Origin of the sequence: Arthrobacter sp. Soc17.1.1.1 (genome assembly GCF_036867195.1) — a bacterium.
In the GTDB taxonomy this organism is placed as follows: Bacteria; Actinomycetota; Actinomycetes; order Actinomycetales; family Micrococcaceae; genus Arthrobacter_D.
This window is the reverse complement of record NZ_JBAJII010000001.1, coordinates 2566390-2589398: the sequence shown is the minus strand read 5'-3', so window position 1 is coordinate 2589398 and position 23009 is coordinate 2566390. Positions and strand designations below refer to the sequence as shown.

Genomic DNA, 23009 nt, shown 5'->3' with positions numbered 1-23009 from the left:
GGGCCGGGCTGTTCCGCGATGTGGACAATCGCCTGCCGGGTCGTTCGGCGAAGCCGCGACATGCCCGGGTATCGGGCCGCCGGGCGGGACGGCGACCGGCCGGTCAGGGCCCGCACAGATGCCCCCGCTACACTTGATCATCGTGTCTACCCCGGAAGCCCTCCATGTCCGTTGCTGAAGCGAGTCGTCCCGCGGCTCCCCGCGCTGCGGCCGCCCGGGCCACGCGAGGTTTCCGGCCGGAGGTCCAGGGCCTCCGGGCGCTGGCCGTGCTGATGGTGGTCTCCTATCACGTCTGGTTCGGTCGGGTCTCCGGCGGCGTGGACGTCTTCCTGCTGATCTCGGCCTTCCTGCTGGCGCTGTCGTTCCTGCGCAAGGCGGAGTCGGGCAGACCGCTCGATCTCCTGCAGCACTGGCTGCACCAGTTCAAGCGGCTGCTGCCGGCCGTCGTCGTGGTGATCCTCGTGACGCTGGGTGCCAGCTACCTGATGATCCCCAGGTCCCGCTGGCAGGACATCATCGAGCAGTCCTGGGCGTCCCTGTTCTACGTGCAGAACTGGGTCCTCGCGTCGAATGCCGTCGACTACTACGCCGTCGACCACAGCCTCGCCAGTCCGCTCCAGCACTTCTGGTCCCTCTCCGTCCAGGGACAGGTGTTCATCCTCTGGCCCCTGCTGTTCCTCGCCAGTTCCGTGCTGGCGCGGCGCTACCGGCTGAAGTTCCGGGGCGTCGTCCTGCTCGTGTTCGGCGCACTGTTCGTCTGTTCCCTGGGCTTCTCGATGTGGGAGACGTCGGCCAATCAGGCGTACGCCTACTTCGACACGCGAGCCCGCCTGTGGGAATTCGCCTTCGGGACGCTGCTGGCGCTGGCGCTGCCGTTTATCCGCCTGCCGCGTCTCCTCCGCATCCTGGCCGGGTGGGTCGGAGTGGCCGCGATGCTCAGCGGAGGGTTCTTCCTCGACGTCCAGGGCCAGTTCCCCGGCTATGTCGCGCTCTGGCCGCTGGCCGCCGCCGCCCTCGTGATCGTCGCCGGACGGACCGGCAGCCCCATCGCCGCCGACCGGTTCCTGTCCTCGGGTCCGCTCGTGCGGATGGGCGACCTGTCCTACGCCCTGTACCTGTGGCACTGGCCGGTGCTCGTGCTGGCCCTCGTCTGGCGGGACCGGCCGACACCGGGCGTGTTCGGCGGTCTCCTCGTCATCGCGGTGTCGCTCGTGCTGGCGTATCTCACGATGCGCTTCGTCGAGCGGCCGCTGCGGGCGCTCACCTGGGCCGATGCACGCCGACGGCGTGCCGCGATCGTGCTCGTGGTGTGCGTGGGCCTGGTCGTCACGCCCCTGTCGGCCTGGCAGCAGAACCTGCGGGCCCAGGCCGCGCGGGTGGCGTCGCAGACGAGCGCCGACAACCCGGGAGCCGTGTCCCTGCTCCCCGGGTACCGGGACGAGGTGTCCGAGGATGCTGTGGCCGTGCCCGAGCTCAGCACGATCCGGGGCGACTTCCCCCGGCTCGAACCCTGCGACGAGGGGGCGACGGGCATTCCTGCCGACCTCGCCGCATCCTGCACCCAGAGGCTCGCGGACGGTGAGCCGAGCAGGACGATCGTCGTGGTGGGCAACAGCCACGCACAGCACATGTCCGCGGCGGTCCTCGGTCTGGCAGAGAAGTACAACTGGACGGTGATCGACCTGATCTCCCTCGGATGCGTTTTCGGGCCCGTCGGCCCGGACGTCAGTGCGGAGTGCGCGGACTTCTTCGAGAGCTCCAGCGCCTACATCGAGGAACTCGTGCCCGACGCCGTGTTCACGATCGCGACGAGGTCGCAGTTCGGGTCGAACGCCGAGCAGCTCGTACCGGACTTCGAGAACACCGTGAGACGGTACGCCAGCAGGGGCATCGAGGTGATCGGGGTGCGGGACAACCCGCGCTTCGAGTTCGACATGCCCACGTGCATCCAGGAGCAGGACGACGCCCTCGGGTCCTGCAGTCCCGTCAAGGCGGACATCCTCCCGGCGGTCTCCCCTCTCGACGGGATCGAGCCCGGCACCCCGCTCTACCGGTCGGTCGATATGACGGACCTGCTCTGTCCCGGTGAGACGTGCCCGCCGATCATCGGCAACGTGTACGTCTACATCGACAACAACCACGTCAGCGCGACGTACTGGCGCACGATGGTCGCGCAGTTCGAGGAGCGGCTGGCCGGTGTGGCCCTTCTGGAGCCCGTGTAGCCCTTACCCCGGAGCGGCCGCCGATGCGCGCCGGACGGCCACTTCCCGCGCTCCGTGGAGCGCCAAGCGTGTGGTCCGGCGAGGGAAAGCACCACTCTCGGGTAGCCTTAAGCGGGCATGTCCGTGGTTCGAATCAATTCAGGAGCTTTTGTGAACGTTGACCTCGTTGTCGTTGGATCGGGCTTCTTCGGCCTGACCATTGCTGAACGGGCGGCCACCCAACTCGGCCTCAAGGTGGCCGTGCTCGACCGGCGCCACCACATCGGCGGGAACGCGTACAGCGAGAACGAAGCCCGCACGGGGATCGAGGTCCACCGCTACGGCGCACACCTGTTCCACACCTCGAACGAGCGCGTCTGGGACTACGTGCACAACTTCACCGAGTTCACGAGCTACGTGCACAAGGTCTACACCCGCCACAAGGGCGAGGTGTTCCCCATGCCGATCAACCTCGGCACGATCAACCAGTTCTTCCGCACCGCTCTCGGCCCTGCCGAGGCCCGCGCCCTCATCCAGGAGCAGGCCGGCGAGCTCGCCGGAACGGATCCGCAGAACCTGAACGACAAGGGGATCCAGCTCATCGGACGGCCCCTGTACGAGGCGTTCATCAAGTACTACACCGGCAAGCAGTGGCAGACCGACCCGAAGGACCTGCCGGCGGAGATCATCTCCCGGCTCCCCGTCCGCTACACCTACGACAACCGGTACTTCAACGACAAGTACGAGGGTCTGCCCGTCAACGGGTACACGGCGTGGATCGAGCGGATGGCCGACCACCCGAACATCGACGTCCACCTCAACACGGACTTCTTCGACGAGGGCCACGAGTACTCGCGCTCCAGCACACTCGGCCAGGTCCCCGTCATCTACACCGGCCCCGTGGACCGGTACTTCGACTTCGCCGAGGGCGACCTCTCCTGGCGCACCATCGACCTCGAGGAGGAGGTGCTCCCGATCGAGGACTTCCAGGGCTGTTCGGTGATGAACTACCCGGACGAGGACGCCGCGTACACGCGCATCCACGAGTTCCGCCATTTCCACCCGGAGCGCGATTACACGAAGGACGCGACCGTCATCATGCGGGAGTACTCCCGTTTCGCGGAGAAGGGCGACGAGCCCTACTACCCGATCAACACCGCCGACGACAGGGCGAAACTGCTCGCCTACCGCGATCTCGCGAAGGGCGAGGAGTCGGTGCTCTTCGGAGGTCGACTCGGCACCTACAAGTACCTCGACATGCACATGGCCATCGGCTCGGCGCTGTCGATGTTCGACAACAAGATCGCGCCGCACTTCACGTCGGGCGCGAAGCTGGAAAGCGGAGGAGTGGAAGCATGAGCATCGTGACGAACGTGATGGAGGCGGCGAAGGACGAGACCAGCGCCGTGCTCTGGAAGACGGTCCACCGCGTAGTCTTCCCAACCGACGGCGATACCGACACCCTGCCGCTCTACGTCGACTTCAACGCAGCGCAGCGCGTCGTCGACGACCAGCACCGCTCGGCTCGCGCCGGCGCAGGAACGACCGCCGTCGTCGCCCAGCACAGCACCCAGCGCTCCGACTTCATCGTCGACCGCCGGAGCCTGCGCCTGCCGGCCTACCGGCGCATCTCCTTCGGCACGTATTTCAATGCATTCCCGGCAAGCTACTGGCGTGCCCACACCGACGTCGCGCAGGTGCGCCTGACGGTCAAGGTCGACGCCGAAGCGACGGTGGTCATCTACCGTTCGAGCGCGCGCGGCACCTCCAACCGGGTGCAGAGCGTCCACGCCGATGCGGGAAGCTCCGTGGCCGTCGACCTGCCGATCACCGCCTTCGGCGACGGCGGCTGGTACTGGTTCGATCTCGTCGCCCTCGACAGCGACGTCACGCTGCAGCGCGCCGAATGGTCGGTCCCGCAGCCGGAGGGCTTCGCGGCCGGGACGCTCTCGGTGGCCGTCACCACGTTCAACCGCCCGGACTACTGCGTCCGCCACCTGTCCACCTTCGCCGAGTCGGAGGACCTGCTCGGGGTCCTCGACCGCCTCATCATCACGGACCAGGGCACCCAGAAGGTACGGGACCAGGAGGGGTTCGACGAGGCAGCCGCGAGGCTCGGGGACAAATTCACCCTCCTCGAGCAGGGCAACCTCGGAGGGTCCGGCGGATTCGCCCGGGGCATGCATGAGACGGTCAACGACGGGCGGAGCAAGTACGTCATGCTCCTCGACGACGACGTGCTGGTCGAGACCGAGGGGATCCTGCGGGCGGCGAACTTCGCCGACTTCACCCGCAAGCCAACCATCGTCGGCGGGCACATGTTCAACCTGTACGAGCGGGCCGTGCTCCACAGCTTCGGCGAGGAGGTCAACGAGTACCGCTATTTCTGGGGACCCGTCTCCAACACCTTCGAGGCGCACGATTTCTCGAGCAGCAACCTCAGGACCACGCCGTGGATGCACCGCCGCGTCGACGTCGACTTCAACGGCTGGTGGATGTGCCTCATCCCGACCAGCATCATCCGTGAGATCGGTCTTGCGCTCCCTGTCTTCATCAAGTGGGACGACGCCGAGTACGGGATCAGGGCGAAGGCCCACGGTTTCCGGACCGTCTCCCTGCCTGGAGCGGCGGTCTGGCACATGCCGTGGACGGAGAAGGACGACACCATCGACTGGCAGGCGTACTACCACCAGCGGAACCGCTGGCTGGCCGCGATGCTGTACTCGCCGTACAAGCACGGAGGCCGTATGCCGCGTGAGAGCTTCGCGGTCGATGTCCGCCACCTCCTGTCCATGCAGTACTCGGCGGTCGAACTCCGCCTGAATGCGCTGGAGGACCTCCTCGACGGTCCGTCGCACCTCCATGCGACCATCGGGGCCAAGCTCCCGGAGATCCGCAAGCGTCGCGCGGACTTCGACGATGCGCGCATCAACAAGAACATCGCCGAGTTCCCCGACGTGAAGCGGGTGAAGCCGCCCAAGAAGGGGATCAAGCCGACGCCGCCGCGCACCCTCAGGAGTGCGCTCGTCAAGGCGGGCACGGGAGCCCTCCGGCAGGTCCGGCCCGCTCGTCCCGAGGCGAGCGTCCGCCCGGAGGCGAACGTCCCCGCGATGGATGCCCGGTGGTGGCGGCTCTCACAGCTCGACTCGGCGCTCGTGTCCTCGGCCGACGGCTCGGGTGCGTCCTGGTACAAGCGGGACTCCGCGAAGTTCCAGTCCATGCTCAAGCGGAGCATCGTCCTCCACCAGAGGCTGCTCGCCCGCTGGGACGAACTCGCGGAGGAGTACCAGCGTGCGCTGCCGGAGTTCACGTCGCAGCAGGCCTGGGCCGAGACCTTCGAGAACGCCAGCCCCGCCGAGAGCGCGGGGAAGTCGTCGAAGTGAGCAGTCTGATGGATCGCTCGGCAGCCGGAGGGGGGCCGCGCGGGGAACTCGTGGTGCCGGGCTACGGGCACGGACTCCGCGATGTCGTGCGGTCCCGTTATCTGCTGAAGCTGCTGGTGCAGAAGGAGCTGCGTGTCCGTTACCGCGGTTCCGTGCTCGGCCTGCTCTGGTCCTACGTCAAGCCCGGGGTCCAGTTCGTGGTCTTCTACATCGCCCTCGGCGTGTTCCTGGGACTCGAGCAGAGCGAGCGGAACCCCGGTGGCCTGCCCAACTATGCGATCTACCTGTTCTCCGGCATCGTCCTGATCAACTACTTCAACGAGGCGCTGGGCAACGCGTCGCGCGCGATCGTCTCGAACGGTGGCCTGATCAAGAAGATCTACCTTCCGCGTGAGCTCTTCCCGATCGCCTCGACGTGGGTCTCGGCCGTGCACTTCGTCCCGCAGATCCTCATCCTGCTCGTGGCATGCATCTTCGCCGGGTGGTCACCCACTGTCTTCCAGTTGGCCGCCGCCGTCGCCGGGTTCCTGATCGTCACGATGTTCGCGATCGGCCTCGGCCTGCTGTTCGGTGCGGTGAACGTGTACTTCCGTGACGCCGAGAACCTGGTCGACATGCTGCTGATGGTCGCCACCTGGGCTTCGCCCGTGCTGTACCCCTGGCTGCTCGTCCGCGAGAAGCTGGGGGAGACGTTCTTCCTGATCTACCAGCTGAACCCGATCACGGTCGCCGTCGAGACCTTCCACTTCGCGTTCTGGCTCCCCACCACGGAGAGGGCCGAGGCGATCCCGCCGAACCTGCTGTCCCTGTGGATCCCGGTGGCTCTCGTGACCTCCGGGCTGATGCTCGTCATCGGCCAGCTCGTCTTCAGGCGGCTCGAGGGCCGCTTCGCCCAGGAGTTGTGACACGTGAGTACCGCGATCGAGATCCGCAACGTCAACAAGCAGTTCGTCCTGCGCCACACCCGGTCCATGAAGGAGGCCTTCGTCTGGCTCATGAAGGGACGGAAGGGCGACCTCTCCGAACGGTTCCATGCGTTGGCGGATGTGTCGGTGACGATCGATGAAGGGGAAACCGTAGCGCTCCTCGGCTTCAACGGTTCCGGGAAGTCGACCCTCCTCAAACATATCTCCGGAGTCATGCGCCCCGACACCGGCAGCGTGCACACTCGGGGCAGGGTGGCAGGCCTCATCGAGGTGGGCGCCGGTTTCCACCCCGATCTCAGCGGCCGTGACAACGTCTACCTGAACGGCGCGATCCTCGGCATGGAACGTGCAGAGATCGAAGAGCGCTTCGATTCGATCGTGGAGTTCTCGGAGATCGGTCAGTTCATCGACACCGAGGTGAAGTTCTACTCGTCCGGGATGTACCTCCGGCTGGCTTTCTCCGTCGCGGTCCACACGGACCCCGAGGTCTTCCTGATCGATGAGATCCTCGCCGTCGGTGACGAGCCCTTTCAGAAGAAGTGCCTGGCCAAGATCGCCGAGCTGGCGGCTGAGGGCAAGACTCTCGTTGTCGTCAGTCATGACCTGGATATGGTGGCGAAGATCTGCGAACGAGGGATCCTGCTGGATCACGGCAGGGTCGTGATGGACGGCAGGATCAAGGACGTCGTCGCGAGACTCCGCCACGGGGCATGATGCCGACGGTCCTGCGGACCTGCCTGCCCGGGTGAGGACGAGCGTCGCACCTCTGTAGGGCGACGCATGACGAGGGCGTGCAGGGGCGCGCGGGGGAGAAGCGCCAGGTAGATTCGGCAGAGCGGCTTTCGAGGGGCGCCCGCCGCCGCAGTGGGCCGACGACGATGCGGCCCCGTGGAAGACGCCTGCTGGCACGCCGTGGCGGAGGCCCGACGCGTAGTGGTCCCGCCGGACAACCTGACGTCGGGGTCGCCCACACTCGCCGTGCGGCTGCGCAGTCAGGGGCGATGGGCCTCCGCCGAATCGCTACACGCGAATCGCTACACGCCGACGCGAGTACTCTCCAGGAGCCCCAGGAGGTAGGCGCCGTAACCGCTCTTCACGAGAGGTTCCGCACGCTGCCTGAGCTCCTCATCGCTCAGGAACCCGAGGCGCCAGGCGATCTCCTCCGGGGCACCCACTTTCAGTCCCTGCCGGTTCTCGATCGTGCGGACGTAGTTGGACGCATCGTTGAGCGAGTCGAAGGTCCCGGTGTCCAGCCATGCGGTCCCACGCTCGAGCACCTCGACGGACAGCGTGCCGGCTTCGAGGTAGGTGCGGTTGACGTCCGTGATCTCCAGCTCCCCCCGCGGGGACGGCTTCAGATTCTTTGCGATCTGCACGACATCGTTGTCGTAGAAGTACAGACCCGGGACGGCGAAGTTGCTCTTCGGTGTGACGGGCTTCTCTTCGAGTGAGATGGCCTTCCCTGCGTCGTCGAACTCGACCACGCCATAGGCCGTCGGGTCCGTGACCCAGTACCCGAAGATCGATGCCCCCTGAATGCCCTGGAACCGTCGAAGCTGAGTCCCCATGCCGTGTCCGTAGAAGATGTTGTCTCCGAGGACCAGGGCGACGTCGTCCTGACCGATGTGGTCCTCACCGAGGATGAACGCCTGAGCCAGGCCATCGGGTGACGGCTGCTCGCGATACGTCAGGTTGATCCCGAATTGCGATCCGTCTCCCAGGAGCCGCTTGAACTGAGCGCTGTCGTGCGGCGTGGTGATGATCAGGATGTCCCGGATGCCGGCCAGGATCAGCGTGGACAGCGGGTAGTAGATCATGGGCTTGTCATACACCGGTACGAGTTGCTTGCTGATACCGAGGGTGATGGGGTGCAGTCGAGAGCCAGTTCCTCCGGCCAAGATGATTCCACGCATGCCCCCCATCATGGACTACGTGAGGGAGGCACACAATTCGGTCCGCCCGCGTCGGCCCGACGGGAATCAACCCTCCGGCACTGCGCTCATGGCGGCGCCGCAGCACGGGAGCGTGGTGGGGAACGGGCCCGCGACGGAGCGCGGGGAGCTGCCGCAGCCGGCCTCGTGTGTCGCGCACCCGTGCGGAGGATCGGCGGAGGCAGGAGTGGAGCTGTGAAATACTTGCCCGATGAAACACGACCACGCTCAGCCACGGTGGCAGCAGTCATGACGTCGGAGGTGCGGAGCGGGACGGCGTCGGCCTTCCACGGTGAGTGGCCTGCTGCAGGGCGACCGGTAGACCTCCGATACATGTTCGACCGTGTCGGGATCAGCGCTTGAGCTCGAAAGGAGCTCTGGTTGCTGCCGTGGACGAGCAGGGTGATACCGCGTCGAGACGGACGACGGGCGGTGACCGGACTCCGAAATCCCTCGCAGGGTGGCTCGTCGTCACTTGTGCGGTGTCGTTCCTCGGCGCCGCACTCCCGCTGATCTGGAATCCGCGCTTCTACTACTACGATGACACCGCGTCCGGTGCTTTCGGTATCTGGTTCAAGATCGGCCAGACATTGCGCGCAGGGGAGTGGCCCCTCTTCAGCAATGAAGCGTGGATGGCAGGCAACTATGCGGCGGAAGGCCAATGGGGCATCTGGAATCCATTGATCCTGCTGATCGGTCTGCTCGCCAGTTTCGCCACGAACGCGTTGATCTTCGCCACCGCGGTCAAGATCATCGCGCTCGTCGTCCTGGCGGCGGGGACCTTCCTGCTGACCCGCGGCTACGGCGCGTCAGATGCACTCTCCAGCTCCGCAGGCCTCGCGGTGGCGCTCAGCGGATTCACGGTCTACATGGACGCCCCCTCGTGGGTGACGGGATTGTTCGTCTTCTCGCTCCTCCCATGGGTCCTGTGGTCGGGTAGGGCGCTCGCATTCCACCGGATGAATCCGATCTTCCCGTTCGTCTTCGGCTACCTGCTCATCACCATCGGGTACGTCCACGGCACGATCATGCTGGTGATCGCGCTCGGAGGCCTCCTCGTGGAGGCTCTGCTGTCCGGACGTCGAGGAGCTGCCAGGTCGGTGTTCGGCCTTGGCATCGTGCTGGGTCTGGTCGCTCTGGCAACCTATCTGCCCGGAGTGCTGACTGCTTCCGTGTCGTCGCGGGAATCCGAGATCCTCAACAGCGGCTTCCTCGCAACCGATCTCACTGGCCTGGCCACATCGTTCGTCGGCAGCGCCACTCCCCAGGTCAGCGCTTGGTGGGGCTTCTTCGCCCCCGTTCCGCTCCTGTTCTCGACATGGATGCTGCCCACGCTCTGCTTCGTCGATTTCCGGCGGGCACTGCGAGCAATGCGGTCCGGGGCGGCTCTCCTGACGCTCCTGGCCGTGGCAACGGCACTGACTTTGGCGCCGAGCGATCTCGGTCCGCTGCGGTTCCCGGTGCGATTGGCGCCCTACCTGGCCCTGGCTCTGATCGTGCTGGTCCACATCCTCCTGTCCCGTTACCGGGTGGACCATGTGAGCCGGACGCGGATCCGGCTCGCCTCGCTCGTCTTCGTAGCAGCCCTGTACCTCGCCTTCACCCAACTCCCCGAGAACTTCGGTCTCCACCTCGGATTCCTCCTCATCGCGGCGCTGGGCACGCTGTGTGTGGGCTGGGTCATCAATCGAGGTGGTCTCCTGGGCCGTCGGCCGACGGACCGCCGCGTCCTGATCGCAGCGGTCGCCATCGTCATCACGCTCGCGACTGCCCTCTTCCAGCGCCAGACTTTTCCGTCCTCACCCCTTCCGGACTACCACCTCCCCAACGACGTCGCCTCCTACAGCTCCCCCCTGGAAACGGTCAGTGGGGCGACTTTCGTCGTCGGCGTACCGACGGAGCTGCCGCCGGACATCTGGGAGGAGACTCTTTTCGCCAATACGTGGTATCTGTCCGGGGCGACCAGCCACAATCTCTACAGTCCGGTGCAGTTCGAGAACTATGCAGTGGACCTCTGCATGGATTCTCACGGATGGACGTGCCAGGGTGCGCTGGGGACACTGTTCACACCCGACCCCGAGGACGGGACTCTTCCCGTCGACCTTCTGGCGCTGAACGCTGTCCAGATATTGCGGGCGGGCGACGATGAGTACGGCGTGGAGCTCCGAGCCAAGGAGGTCCCCGACGGATGGCGCGAGACCTGGTCGTCGGACGACTCGAGGATCTGGGAACGCGTCGGACCGCCGGCCGTCACAGGAGGCGTCGTGTCAGCTGACAACGCCACCGTGGCGGTCGTCGAGCAGTCGGAAACCCGCGTTGTCCTCGATGTCGAGAACGTCGGTACCGGTGGTGGGGAAGCGATCCTCAGTCGACTGGCCTGGCCCGGCTACTCCGTGACGGGTGACGCGGCGCTCGGCCAACCGCTGCGGGGCTACCTCCTGCGCGTGGATCTTCCGGCCACGTCGGAGAAGCAGACCGTCGTGATCGAGTTCCGCCCGCCAGGGTGGCTGGTCGTCATCACTTCCCTCGCCCTGGGCGTCCTCGGTGCGTCGTGCTGGTCTGTCCTGCACCTGTGGCAGAGGCGCAGGAATCCTCTGGTAGCCGCCTCTGCCGCCAGGGCTGCAACAAGACCCTGAAAGGGCGCCCCTCGTGGAGGGGCGCCTCGTCGCCCGCTCCCGGCGACCATGGCGAATCCTTGATCCCGGCATCGGCATCGGCTTCGGCATCCAGGGGAGGACTGCCACAAGCGCGGGACGTCCCGGACGTCGCACACCCCGCACCTGCGGAGCTTCCCAGGGCTCTCGTCCCGGAGGACGAGCACGATCACGACTGCGCGCTGCCGGAAGAAGGATCGTTCGAAGGCGCGGTCAGATCACTCGGTCAATTCCCACAGGCGTATCTCGGCGGGTCCTGAGCTGGTGTCGTAGGGGGCACTCCCGACCATCGCACCCTGGATGGACGAGCTCCAGTCGACCGGACAGGATGAATCGGTGAGGACGTACCCGACTCCGGCCGAGGAGGCCTCTGCCGAGTCGAACGAGCCGGCAGCGCGGTCTTCGAGGAGGCCACGGATGGCTGGTTCGTCTGCCGGCCAGGCAAGCCCCAGGTTGTAGAAGGCGACCGGCATCTGGATCGCATACTTCAGCCGCAGAGGATCGATGCAGGGATCGAACATCACCACGGAGCCTTGCCTGTCGTCGGCGTCCTGGGAGCCCGCCTGGCGGTAGGGGAGCGTGACCGAGGACGCAGCCCTCATCTGATCCGTCACCATCTCGACTGTCCCCCTATCCTTCACGTAGGCGCTGAAGCGCACGTAGTCGGGCAGGGACAAGCCGATCAGCGCGAGGACGATGAAGGCGGAGAAGACGGCCACGAGTGCAGGCCTGGTCCTCGGCTCACGTTGCTGCCCGTCGCCTTCAGTCGTTTCATGGTCGACGCTGACGTTCCTGCGACGCCAGAAGTGAAGAACCATGCCTGCAAAGATCGGGATCGCAGTAGCACTCACCAGAGTGAAGCAATCGATCCAGAATCGGTACGGCTCCTGGTTCGCACCCCAGACATCGTTCGTACTGGCGATAATCCATCCCACGGTCACGCCGGCCGAGTATGAGGCCCAAAGAATGTTGCGGGCTACCACACCGGCGATGAAGATCAACACGAGCAGAACGGCCGGGATGGTCGCGGCGAGGAGACCCGTCTCGGGGGGCACGCCGAGATTGTTCGACGACGCTTCCCGGTAGGTCAGGAAGGGGTCCCCACTCACCCGGCCGAGGATGGTGCCGAGGACTGTCGGCATCGCGCAGGTGACCAGAGCTGCAGCGGACAGAAGGAATTCCGCGGGATGTCGTCTGAGAACCCTCACGAGGCCGGGCAGCGTGCCGAGTGCGCCGCCGGCAAGAATCACCAGGGGTCCTGCCTTATCGGCGAGCGCCGGGCCGAACACCAGGACGATGGCTGTCAACGCAATGGACAGAAGGAGTCCTTTTCTGTCCCGACTTGCCATGAGTCCGTAACAGGCGAAGGCGAACGCGAAGAGGTACACCGACGCGAGGAAGGAATAGGTCTGGATATTCGCCAGCAGGCCGGTCACCGCGAAGGCGCCGACGATCAGTACCATCCGCCTGCGTCGGGGGGTGCGGTCCTGTACGGCGTAGATGACGGCGCACATCGACACGATGGCCAGGCACAGGGCCGCCGCTTCACCGTTGATGGTGAACAGGACACCGAAGGACGGCCAGAGCACGCCGTGGCTTTCGAGAGGGTGCAGCCAATTGTCCGATCCGACCCAGGCGAAAGTCCCCATGAGGAAGGGCAGCACGCCCAGGACGCCGGCCCAGTTCAATCGTGTGAGCCTGATGCACAGCACTGAGACAGTGGCCACCATCAGGAGCTGTATCGCTACTCCGGTGACCTGCCACATCCACACGAGGTCGGTGCCGAATAGGCGGGCAAGTGAGCCGAGCACCACGTAGTAGAGGCGTGGATAATGGTTCGCGCCGCTTTGTGAGAAAGGCTCGACCGCTCGGTAGTCGCCACCCTGAACATTGACTGCGATGGCCAGGTACGAGTACTGATCGAAAGGAAAGTAATTCCGGAACCGTGTCCAGTCGAAGTCGGCACTCCGGCTGAGGGGGGTGACGAAGAGCAGGAAATACGCAACGACGGAGATCAGTACAGACGCCACTCTCGTCAACAGCGGCCCGCCCGATGTGCGGGAACGCGACCGCGTGCCGCGATGATCCTCAATCATTTCGACGATTCTCCTCTTGGTTTGCTCGGCCCCGTATACCCGACAAGCGGAGAAGACCTGGTGTGGGCCGGTTCTGGGTGAGCATCTTCCAGGGCCGGCGCGGCTGGATCAGTCCTCGACGACCTGCTGTCGTTCCTGGGGTCGGCCAGTATCAGGGTACACAGCGGACCTCTCGGTGCTGCTCGCGAGCAGTCCGGCGGCAGCTGCTCACCGCCGCCCGAGGCTCTGTCATCGACAGGATCGGACGCCGCGCGGGGCCCGGTCGTCAAGGGCGCTGCTCCCCGATGACCTTATCAGCGCGCGGCTGCACGTTCTTGCCGTTCCGTAGGTGACGGTAGACTCTAGTGCCATGACTGACCCCCGCCCCATAGACCTGAGCAACATCCACACGATGTCTGTGGTGATACCTGTCTATCAGGGCGAGAAGTCGCTTCAAGCGGTTATCGAGGAACTTATCCCCTATACCAGGGGTGCAATAACAAAGCAGGGCAACTCCTACGTCGTGAAGGAAATTCTCCTCGTCTTCGATCACGGCCCTGACGACTCGGCGGGTACTATTCGACGCCTCGCCGAGAAATACGACTGCGTGCGCCCGATCTGGCTGAGTCGTAATTTCGGGCAGCATCCGGCGACCCTGGCGGGGATGGCCTCCTCGGGAGGCGACTGGGTGGTGACGATGGACGAAGACGGACAGCATGACCCAGCTGCCATAGCGGAGTTGCTCGATGTTGCCCTGCAGGACCAGGCAACCCTCGTCTACGCCGATCCGACCAACCCCGCACCGCACGGGCCTGTTCGGAACGCAGCTTCCAGGACTGCGAAATACCTGGCAGCTCGGATCTTCTCGATGCAGGACGCGTCCAAGTTCCAGAGCTTCAGGCTCCTGACGGGGGAGACCGCGCGGTCGGTTGCCGCCTACGCCGGTAGCGGCGTCTACCTGGATGTCGCGCTGGGTTGGATCGCATCTCGTACATCAACCTGCCCGGTGCTCCTGCGGCAGGAGAAGGACAGGGCGTCGGGCTACAACCTCCGCTCCCTTCTCTCCCATTTCTGGCGCATGGTCCTCTCCAGCGGCACCAAGGGCCTCCGCCTGGTGAGTGTGATCGGTCTTCTCTTCGCGCTCGCGGGGATTGCTCTGGCTGTGTATCTGCTGGTTTCGTACGCGCTCGGACAGGGTGCATCGGAACGGGGATGGACCTCGACGATGATCGTGTTGCTGCTGAGCACCGGAGGAACCCTCTTCTCGCTCGGCATCATCGCTGAGTACATCGGAGTCAGTGTCAACATGGCGATGGGCAAACCCGCGTACCTCATCGTGTCGGACCCGCGAAACGGCCCGCTCGGCAGGAAAGAGCTTCCCCCAGTGCTCGCACCGACGGGCGAAAAGCCGAGATGACGCTCGGTACCATCGATGCGCCCGACGCGGTCTGGGTCGTCGGGGCCGGAGGCTTGCTGGGGCAGGGCGTCGTGCGGAGGTGCGCGGCGCTGTCCATCCCGGTCTTCCGCACGAGCATCCCGTGGGATCGCCCCGACGACGCCGTCGCATCTCTCGCTGTCGCCGCGCAGCATTGGCTGAAGGGGACACGTCGGCGATGGACGATCATCTGGTGTGCGGGAGCCGGGGTCACGAGCACTTCGGGTGAGGCACTCGAGACAGAACTGGACGTCCTGAGAAGGACCCTCGCTACCGTCGCACACGAGGTCCGAGACAGGGACCTGGAGGGCCGGTTCTTCCTGGCATCCTCGGCCGGCGGCCTGTATGCCGGCGCCGAAGGTCCGCCTTTCGATGAAACCACCGAACCGCAGCCCCTGGCGCCTTACGGGCACGCCAAGTTGCGCGCGGAGTCCTTGGTGCGTCAGTTCTGCCAGGACACGTCCAGCAAAGGGGTGATCGGACGGTTCAGCAATCTCTACGGGCCGGGACAGAACCTGAACAAGGCACAGGGCCTCATCAGCGTGTTGGTGAAGTCCGTCGTGACAGGTCTGCCAGTGAAGCTCTACGTGTCACTCGACACCCTGAGGGATTATCTCTACGTCGATGATGCTGCGAAACTGGTTCTGGACGCGCTGGATCGGGTGGACCGCCCCGACGTACCGGCGGGGAGTTCCACTGTGAAAGTCATGGCATCCCAGAGAGCCGACTCGATCAGCGCACTCGTCGGAGTGACGAAGACGGTCCTGAAGCGGCGCGCGCTGCTCACCCTGGGAGCGTCGCCGTACGCGAAGGCACAAGCACTGGACCTGCGCATGAGATCGGTGGTCTGGAGCGAAATCGACAGGTTCAGCAAGACTCCACTCCCGGTGGGGATCAATACGACTGCACTGGATATGAGGGCGAGGTACATGAGCGGAGCGCTGTCGGACATGGCCGGAATGAGCGAGAACGGCAAATGAAGCAGCGGCGAGCACAGGAGACCGGTTCCAGCCCTGATGCGGCGATCACTCCTGCACGCGGAGTCCCGACAGGCGCGCCGGGCCCGCTGATGAGGATCGTGAAGGATCAGCGGATCCTGTTCCTCCTGGTAGGCGGCCTCAACACGGCGTTCAGTACCGGTTTGTTCATCGGCCTCGCCCTGTACTTCACCGACGCGCCGTCCTCGTTGCTGCTGACGGTCTCCTGGGCGACATCGCTCCTGGCGGTGTTCTTCGTGTACCGACGCCTCGTCTTCCGGGTCGTGGGACACCTCCTGCGCGACTTCTCCCGATTCGTGGTGGTCAACCTCTCGTCCCTGGTCATCAACATCGTCCTCCTGTTCCTCGTCTCGGACGTACTGGGATTCCCCCGGATACCGTCGCAGATCGCGATCACCTTCGTCTCCGTTGCGGTCAGCTACTTCGGGCACAAGTACTTCTCGTTCCGGCGGTCGGGACGCGAGCAGGGCCGAACTACTGAAGGAGCACGCCGCCATGGCTGAACCTCTCGTTTCGATTGTCATCCCCGCCTACAACAATGAGCAGTACATCGCTGAGACTCTGCGCTCTGCGCTGTCCCAGGACTACGCCCACTACGAGGTGGTTGTGGCGGATCACTCGTCCATCGACGCGACGGCAGAGATCATCGCAGGCTTCGCCGGTGATCCCCGCCTGAGGATCCTCACGCCGACTCCGGAGGGGGGAGGGGCGCTGGCCAACTGGAACAGGGTGAGTCAAGCAGCCAAGGGCGAGTACCTCAAGCTTGTCTGCGGTGACGACCTGATCGAGCCCGATGCGCTCACCCTGCAGGTCCAGGCGTTACTCGATCACCCTTCGGCCGTCCTGGTCTCGAGCCAGCGCCGACTCATCGACGCCGACGGGAAGGTTTTTCTCCGTCGGCGGGGTCTACAGGGTCTGGAGGGCCTGACCAAGGGGGAAGATGCAGTCCGTGCCACGGTGCGGGCTGGGACCAATGTCTTCGGGGAGCCTGCATGCTCCCTGATCCGTCGGAAGACATTGGAGGATGTCGGGTGGTGGGACAACACCCACCCCTACCTCATCGACGAGGCGACGCTGGTAGCGATCTGCGGTCGAGGGGATGTCGTCGCGCTGAAGTCCGTCCTGGCTTCGTTCAGGGTCAGCGGAGGGCAATGGAGCTTCAGGCTCGCTGCCTCCCAATCGGAGCAGGTCAGGGGCTTCCATCGTCAACTACTGATGAAGGGTGACTTTCCCCTTCGACGGTCGGACGTCCTGATCGGTGACGCCAGGGCGATCGTCACGGCGTACGCCCGGAAGCTGGCCTACCTCCGCCTGAGGAACCGTATGGGCCACAGTGCCGTGGTCGAGAGTACGGTCTGATCCGGGCTCTCCGCAGGCACGCGGCGCGGGGTGGTCAGGTGATCGGACGAGGCATGCGTCTTCCGTGCTGCGGCCGTCCACTCGTGGAGTCCGCTGAGCGACGAGCTCGAGGAGGAAGCGGACAGCCCATCCCCTGTCGCTGCCGGCCGGCAAGGGGAGCCGGCATGGCCGACTCCCCTTGCCGGATGCTCGTCGCCTGACGGCCGGCCCTCCGCAGGGGGAGCAGGTTTGCTGCCCGCCGTCCTGGCCGGTAACCACTCGCCTCTCCTCGAGCTGGCCGGCGCAGGGGTGACCTCTGTCGACCCGACCCGACCCGTGCACGCACTCGAACTCCATGCATGCGGTTCTGCCGGGAAGGGCTCGCCAAGGGTTCTGCCCTGCGTCACCGGGTTCTGATGGGTGGGCTGCCGGCGGCTTTGTAGTCGGCGTCGGTCGCGGGGATCTGACCGGCGGGGCTCATGTAGTAGAGCTTGTTGTCGGATCTGGTGAAGTATGTGCCGGGGATGAGTTTGGAGACGGTCGGGTTGGGTCGGCCGTAGGCGTCCCAGTCCTGGAAGCTCAGGATTTGTCCCTTGTTGTCGGCGCCGATGAGGTAGATGGTTCCGTTCCAGCTGTTCATCACGAAACGCGCCTGGCCTGCGTCTGTGTATCCCTGGGCTGAGAGGGGTGCGCTTCGCCACTCGTCGTAGGTTGCCGGGTGGGTGGCGCCGGTGGGGGTCTTCATGAAGATGGTGCCGAGGTTGGTGTATTTGAAGAACGTGGTGCCCGGGATGTAGCTGATGACCTGGGGGGCGGGGAAGCCTGCGGCCGCCCATTGGTCGTGGCTGACGGTCGTCGCGGTCGAGGCGGTGAGCGAGGTGGCTTTCTGCTGGTAGACGGTGGTGTCCCAGTCGTACTTGACGTAGCGCGTGGGCAGGGTCAGCGGTGGGCTGCCGGCGGCTTTGTAGTCGGCGTCGGTCGCGGGGATCTCACCGGCGGGGCTCATGTAGTAGAGCTTGCTGTCGAATTTGGTGGTGAAGTACGTGCCGGGGATGAGTTTGGAGACGGTCGGGTTGGGTCGGCCGTAGGCGTCCCAGTCCTGGAAGCTCAGGATTTGTCCCTTGTTGTCGGCGCCGATGAGGTAGATGGTTCCGTTCCAGCTGTTCATCACGAAACGCGCCTGGCCTGCGTCTGTGTATCCCTGGGCTGAGAGGGGTGCGCTTCGCCACTCGTCGTAGGTTGCCGGGTGGGTGGCGCCGGTGGGGGTCTTCATGAAGATGGTGCCGAGGTTGGTGTATTTGAAGAACGTGGTGCCCGGGATGTAGCTGATGACCTGGGGGGCGGGGAAGCCTGCGGCCGCCCATTGGTCGTGGCTGACGGTCGTCGCGGTCGAGGCGGTGAGCGAGGTGGCTTTCTGCTGGTAGACGGTGGTGTCCCAGTCGTACTTGACGTAGCGCGTGGGCAGGGTCAGCGGTGGGCTGCCGGCGGCTTTGTAGTCGGCGTCGGTCGCGGGGATCTCACCGGCGGGGCTCATGTAGTAGAGCTTGCTGTCGAATTTGGTGGTGAAGTACGTGCCGGGGATGAGTTTGGAGACGGTCGGGTTGGGTCGGCCGTAGGCGTCCCAGTCCTGGAAGCTCAGGATTTGTCCCTTGTTGTCGGCGCCGATGAGGTAGATGGTTCCGTTCCAGCTGTTCATCACGAACGAGACCGGCCCCAGCGTCTGGTAGCCGGGCTGGCCCAGTTGCGAGTACTCGTCCCAGCTCAAGGCCCGGAACGTGCCATTGGGTAGCCGTCCATAGATCGACGGCATATTCGAATACTTGAAATACGACGCATACGCCGACACCGCTCGTCCCACTGCAAACTGTCGGAGGGCATCAAGACTGCCGTTGAAGACATTCTGGTCCACCGGCAGGGCGCCGTGATCGTCGAACTGCCAGAACGTGAAGGTGCTCCAGCCGCCGGGCTTCAATACCCGCGTATGGTCGACCTGCCAGTGTGCGATCCAGAGTGGATTGCTGGTGCTGAAAGCGGTGCTTCCGCCCAGGCAGTCCTGCCAGAAGTAGTAGGTGGTGTAGATGGGCGCGTCCCGACCGGTGAGCGCGCGATACGTTGTCGTGAAGTCCTTGGTCCAACCCGTCAGTTGTGCGGGGGTGAGCCCGTAGCAGTCCCCCGAACTGTCCGACATGTTCGTCTCGAGGTCCAGGGCGCCCGGCAGGGTCTTGCCGTCCGCCGTCCAACCTCCACCGCTCCGCACGAAGACTTCGGCCTGGCTCTTGCCACTCGACAGATTCGGTCGCGCGAAGTGATAGGCGCCCCTGAACATTCCGACGGCCGCAGACCCGTTGTATTGCTGGTTGAAGTAGTCGTTCAGCTTCCATGGTCCTTCCGACGCCTTCACGTAGGCGAAACGGGCGCCTGTGTTCCAGACCGTGGTCCAATCGACCGATCCCTGCCAGCTACTCACATCCACGCCCAGAGGAAGCCCCGTATTGGGCCCGGTGGCCGCTGCGAAGAGGTCACCGGGAGCACTGTCGGTCCTGGCGGCGCTGCCTTTGAGCGGCTCACGACTACCGCCTCCCATCACCTGACCGCCATCCGTGGGAGGTGTGGGCACGTTCTGCGGAGCCACACTTCCCGTCTGATCCTGCGGGGACTCCTCCGGACGGCTTGGCTCGGCCGGTAGCGGACCGTCGGGCGTCTCCTTCTGACCGGCATCTGACTGATCGGCATCTGTCGGATCGGCATCTGTCGGTATCGCTTCGACAGGAGCCAGCGGTACTGACGATGAATTTTCTGTGGCTAGGGCCGGCACCCCTCCTACACCGATCGATCCAATCGTCAGGGCGATGCAGAGACCCAAACATTTGGATGTATGCGATGCAGTTCTCATATGCGGAATCCTTCGTGAAGACGAGTCAGTGTGGGTCAGGAGGTTCTGATGGGTGGGCTGCCGGCGGCTTTGTAGTCGGCGTCGGTCGCGGGGATCTGACCGGCGGGGCTCATGTAGTAGAGCTTGTTGTCGGATCTGGTGAAGTATGTGCCGGGGATGAGTTTGGAGACGGTCGGGTTGGGTCGGCCGTAGGCGTCCCAGTCCTGGAAGCTCAGGATTTGTCCCTTGTTGTCGGCGCCGATGAGGTAGATGGTTCCGTTCCAGCTGTTCATCACGAAACGCGCCTGGCCTGCGTCTGTGTATCCCTGGGCTGAGAGGGGTGCGCTTCGCCACTCGTCGTAGGTTGCCGGGTGGGTGGCGCCGGTGGGGGTCTTCATGAAGATGGTGCCGAGGTTGGTGTATTTGAAGAACGTGGTGCCCGGGATGTAGCTGATGACCTGGGGGGCGGGGAAGCCTGCGGCCGCCCATTGGTCGTGGCTGACGGTCGTCGCGGTCGAGGCGGTGAGCGAGGTGGCTTTCTGCTGGTAGACGGTGGTGTCCCAGTCGTACTTGACGTAGCGCGTGGGCAGGGTCAGCGGTGGGCTGCCGGCGGCTTTGTAGTCGGCGTCGGTCGCGGGGATCTCACCGGCGGGGCTCATGTAGTAGAGCTTGCTGTCGAATTTGGTGGTGAAGTACGTGCCGGGGATGAGTTTGGAGACGGTCGGGTTGGGTCGGCCGTAGGCGTCCCAGTCCTGGAAGCTCAGGATTTGTCCCTTGTTGTCGGCGCCGATGAGGTAGATGGTTCCGTTCCAGCTGTTCATCACGAAACGCGCCTGGCCTGCGTCTGTGTATCCCTGGGCTGAGAGGGGTGCGCTTCGCCACTCGTCGTAGGTTGCCGGGTGGGTGGCGCCGGTGGGGGTCTTCATGAAGATGGTGCCGAGGTTGGTGTATTTGAAGAACGTGGTGCCCGGGATGTAGCTGATGACCTGGGGGGCGGGGAAGCCTGCGGCCGCCCATTGGTCGTGGCTGACGGTCGTCGCGGTCGAGGCGGTGAGCGAGGTGGCTTTCTGCTGGTAGACGGTGGTGTCCCAGTCGTACTTGACGTAGCGCGTGGGCAGGGTCAGCGGTGGGCTGCCGGCGGCTTTGTAGTCGGCGTCGGTCGCGGGGATCTCACCGGCGGGGCTCATGTAGTAGAGCTTGCTGTCGAATTTGGTGGTGAAGTACGTGCCGGGGATGAGTTTGGAGACGGTCGGGTTGGGTCGGCCGTAGGCGTCCCAGTCCTGGAAGCTCAGGATTTGTCCCTTGTTGTCGGCGCCGATGAGGTAGATGGTTCCGTTCCAGCTGTTCATCACGAACGAGACCGGCCCCAGCGTCTGGTAGCCGGGCTGGCCCAGTTGCGAGTACTCGTCCCAGCTCAAGGCCCGGAACGTGCCATTGGGTAGCCGTCCATAGATCGACGGCATATTCGAATACTTGAAATACGACGCATACGCCGACACCGACGAGATCGTCACCACGGCTTCGGCGTTGCTCACAGAGTTGATGGAGACCCGCGTACCGGTGTGGGCAGTGAAAGTCTGTCCCTGCTGCCAGGCGAGGGAGGAGTTGCCCCACCCCGACCGCTGGCTATTGGGCGTGAGCACGATCGAGGCGTTCCCGCTCCAGCCGAGGATGTCCTTCTTCGTGATCTTGACACCCCGGTTGCCCCCTACCGCAGTCGCCGCGTCGCTCCCGACGGGCGCCCGAAGTTCGAGGTAGTAGGTCTCGCCGCTGGCCGGGTCCGTGAACTTCACGGCACGGTTCGAGGCCGTGCCGCCCCATGGGCGCAGGGTGACCGACTGCGACGACGTCAGGTTGCCGAGGTTCCGGATCTCATCGCCGCGCCCGAAGCCGCCGTACTCCCAGAGGAAGGCATTGATCTGCGGCGAACTGATCTGGGCGAAACCCATGAGGTCGCTCGTGTCGCCGTACTCGGAGGACCAGCAGGAAGGATCGGCCCAGGACGCTCCTGAGCGTGGCACGTCGGAGCGGGCGTTGGTGCAGGCGAGGGAGTTGGCGTGGTGCAGGCCGAGCACGTGACCGAACTCGTGTGTCACGACATTGTTCGTCAGAGCCGAGGGATACGGCATGATCACACGCCCGCTGGTCGGTCCGTCCGTGAAGCCGCCGCCGAGGATGCCCCAGGAACCGTTGTAGTTGAGGTCCGCGTGCGGCACGAAGATCACGAGCGACTCGTACGGCCGGTACTGCCAGTTCAGTTCCTTCGTGACCGTGGCCATGATGGTGCCGTACGAATCCGTGATCCTGGCCGCGGAGACGTGGCGGAACTCGTTCACCTGCGTCATCGACAGGCGTCCCGCGGTGGCCGCGTTCCAGTATGCGTTCGCGCTGGTGATGGAGTTGCGCGCGGCACCCATGTTGATCGCATTGGTATCTGCAACTGTCTTCCCCGACAGTTGCACGGTGACCAGGGTGACCTTGAAGGTGCCGGATCGAGGCGCGATGGCTGCCAGGCCTGCACCGCCATCTGTGCTCAAGGGCGATGCGGCCTTCAGCGGGGTGGCCGGCTCGGTGTAGTGCTCGCCGTAACGGGCGTCCGAGTCAGGATCCGCGAGCGGGTTCCAGTCCAGGTCCGGCACGAAGGAGGTGATCTCGTCCTGCGCGGGCGTCGTTGTGGCCTGCGCGGGTTCGTTCGCCGGGAGATCCGCCGGAACGGGGGTTCCGGGTGAGGTTGGCGAGGTGGACAGGGCAGGTGGAGTGGCCGGGACAGCCGGAGCGGTTGTCGTCGAGGGAGCCTGGGCCGTAACCGAGGGTTTCGGCAGGACGTCGTCGGCGACTGCGGGAACCGCGCTGCCTACGAGACCGAAGGACAGGAGCGCGGCGCACAGGAGTCGCGCGGGGGAGGGCAGGGTCACGGGTTTCTCCAGCAGAATCCGGGCGTCAGCCAGCTAAGTGAAATCCCGAGAAGACTACTGAGATGTGACTTGTGTGACTAACGATTCGCATGTGACTGCGGAATCTTAGGCAAAACCTGCGCCTTCGCCAGCACTGCATTCGGCGTGTCGCTGCCGTTCCGGGCGGGAACGGGTGTATCTCCGAGTAGCCGGGATGTTGTCCACAGGTGGCCGGCACTCTAGTGGAACAGCGCCTCCCTCAGTAGGGTGAGGCCCGTCAGGGGCTACCGAAGCCCCGCGGG

The 23009-nt window shown here is 64.8% G+C and carries 14 protein-coding genes; 10 read left to right on the top strand and 4 right to left on the bottom strand.

Annotated elements, in window-relative coordinates; translation table 11 throughout:
- The first annotated feature begins 164 nt into the window (after positions 1-164).
- The 5 genes from V6S67_RS12005 (at position 165) to V6S67_RS11985 (ending at position 7224) form a co-directional block, all read left to right on the top strand.
- The gene (locus V6S67_RS12005) at positions 165-2222 is read left to right on the top strand and encodes an acyltransferase family protein (RefSeq protein ID WP_334210461.1); all 2058 of its coding nucleotides are present in this window, start codon (positions 165-167) and stop codon (positions 2220-2222) included.
- A gap of 150 nt (positions 2223-2372) precedes the next feature.
- Positions 2373-3560: a UDP-galactopyranose mutase gene (gene glf / locus V6S67_RS12000; protein ID WP_334210460.1), complete on the top strand. Its 1188-nt coding sequence runs from the start codon at positions 2373-2375 to the stop codon at positions 3558-3560.
- Entirely contained in the window at positions 3557-5584 is a 2028-nt protein-coding gene (locus V6S67_RS11995; RefSeq protein WP_334210459.1) for a glycosyltransferase, read from the top strand. The genes glf and V6S67_RS11995 overlap by 4 nt, the downstream gene beginning before the upstream one ends.
- A gap of 8 nt (positions 5585-5592) precedes the next feature.
- A complete protein-coding gene (locus tag V6S67_RS11990) occupies positions 5593-6489 on the top strand; it encodes an ABC transporter permease (RefSeq protein WP_334210458.1) in 897 nt (298 codons plus the stop codon).
- A gap of 3 nt (positions 6490-6492) precedes the next feature.
- Positions 6493-7224, top strand: coding sequence for an ABC transporter ATP-binding protein (locus V6S67_RS11985; RefSeq protein ID WP_334210457.1), 732 nt, complete (start codon positions 6493-6495; stop codon positions 7222-7224).
- A gap of 320 nt (positions 7225-7544) precedes the next feature.
- Here the strand turns inward: V6S67_RS11985 and rfbA are convergent, their stop codons facing one another.
- Positions 7545-8423 (bottom strand): glucose-1-phosphate thymidylyltransferase RfbA, encoded by an 879-nt coding sequence (gene rfbA, locus V6S67_RS11980; RefSeq protein ID WP_334210456.1) that lies wholly within the window; start codon positions 8421-8423, stop codon positions 7545-7547.
- Positions 8424-8923: 500 nt separating this feature from the next.
- On the opposite strand from rfbA, the gene V6S67_RS11975 reads away from it, so the two are divergent.
- On the top strand, positions 8924-11077 hold the full coding sequence (locus tag V6S67_RS11975) for a hypothetical protein (RefSeq protein WP_334210455.1): 2154 nt from the start codon (positions 8924-8926) through the stop codon (positions 11075-11077).
- 236 nt (positions 11078-11313) lie between these two features.
- Here V6S67_RS11975 and V6S67_RS11970 read toward each other — a convergent pair whose 3' ends face one another.
- Positions 11314-13191 (bottom strand): hypothetical protein, encoded by a 1878-nt coding sequence (locus tag V6S67_RS11970; protein ID WP_334210454.1) that lies wholly within the window; start codon positions 13189-13191, stop codon positions 11314-11316.
- 349 nt (positions 13192-13540) lie between these two features.
- Between V6S67_RS11970 and V6S67_RS11965 the strand changes: the two genes are divergently transcribed.
- From V6S67_RS11965 to V6S67_RS11950, 4 genes are read left to right on the top strand one after another with little or no spacing between them, the layout of a single operon-like run.
- Positions 13541-14587 carry a glycosyltransferase gene (locus tag V6S67_RS11965; RefSeq protein ID WP_334210453.1) on the top strand — a complete coding sequence of 349 codons (1047 nt, stop codon included), beginning with the start codon at positions 13541-13543 and terminating at the stop codon, positions 14585-14587.
- A complete protein-coding gene (locus V6S67_RS11960; protein ID WP_334210452.1) occupies positions 14584-15585 on the top strand; it encodes an NAD-dependent epimerase/dehydratase family protein in 1002 nt (333 codons plus the stop codon). The genes V6S67_RS11965 and V6S67_RS11960 overlap by 4 nt, the downstream gene beginning before the upstream one ends.
- Positions 15582-16106: a GtrA family protein gene (locus V6S67_RS11955; protein WP_334210451.1), complete on the top strand. Its 525-nt coding sequence runs from the start codon at positions 15582-15584 to the stop codon at positions 16104-16106. The genes V6S67_RS11960 and V6S67_RS11955 overlap by 4 nt, the downstream gene beginning before the upstream one ends.
- Positions 16099-16962 carry a glycosyltransferase family 2 protein gene (locus V6S67_RS11950; protein ID WP_334210450.1) on the top strand — a complete coding sequence of 288 codons (864 nt, stop codon included), beginning with the start codon at positions 16099-16101 and terminating at the stop codon, positions 16960-16962. Before V6S67_RS11955 ends, V6S67_RS11950 begins: the two co-directional genes overlap by 8 nt.
- A gap of 382 nt (positions 16963-17344) precedes the next feature.
- Here V6S67_RS11950 and V6S67_RS11945 read toward each other — a convergent pair whose 3' ends face one another.
- Both V6S67_RS11945 and V6S67_RS11940 read right to left on the bottom strand, forming a co-directional pair.
- Positions 17345-19408 (bottom strand): GH25 family lysozyme, encoded by a 2064-nt coding sequence (locus tag V6S67_RS11945; RefSeq protein ID WP_334210449.1) that lies wholly within the window; start codon positions 19406-19408, stop codon positions 17345-17347.
- Positions 19409-19869: 461 nt separating this feature from the next.
- Positions 19870-22728 (bottom strand): hypothetical protein, encoded by a 2859-nt coding sequence (locus V6S67_RS11940; protein ID WP_334210448.1) that lies wholly within the window; start codon positions 22726-22728, stop codon positions 19870-19872.
- Positions 22729-23009: the final 281 nt, after the last annotated feature.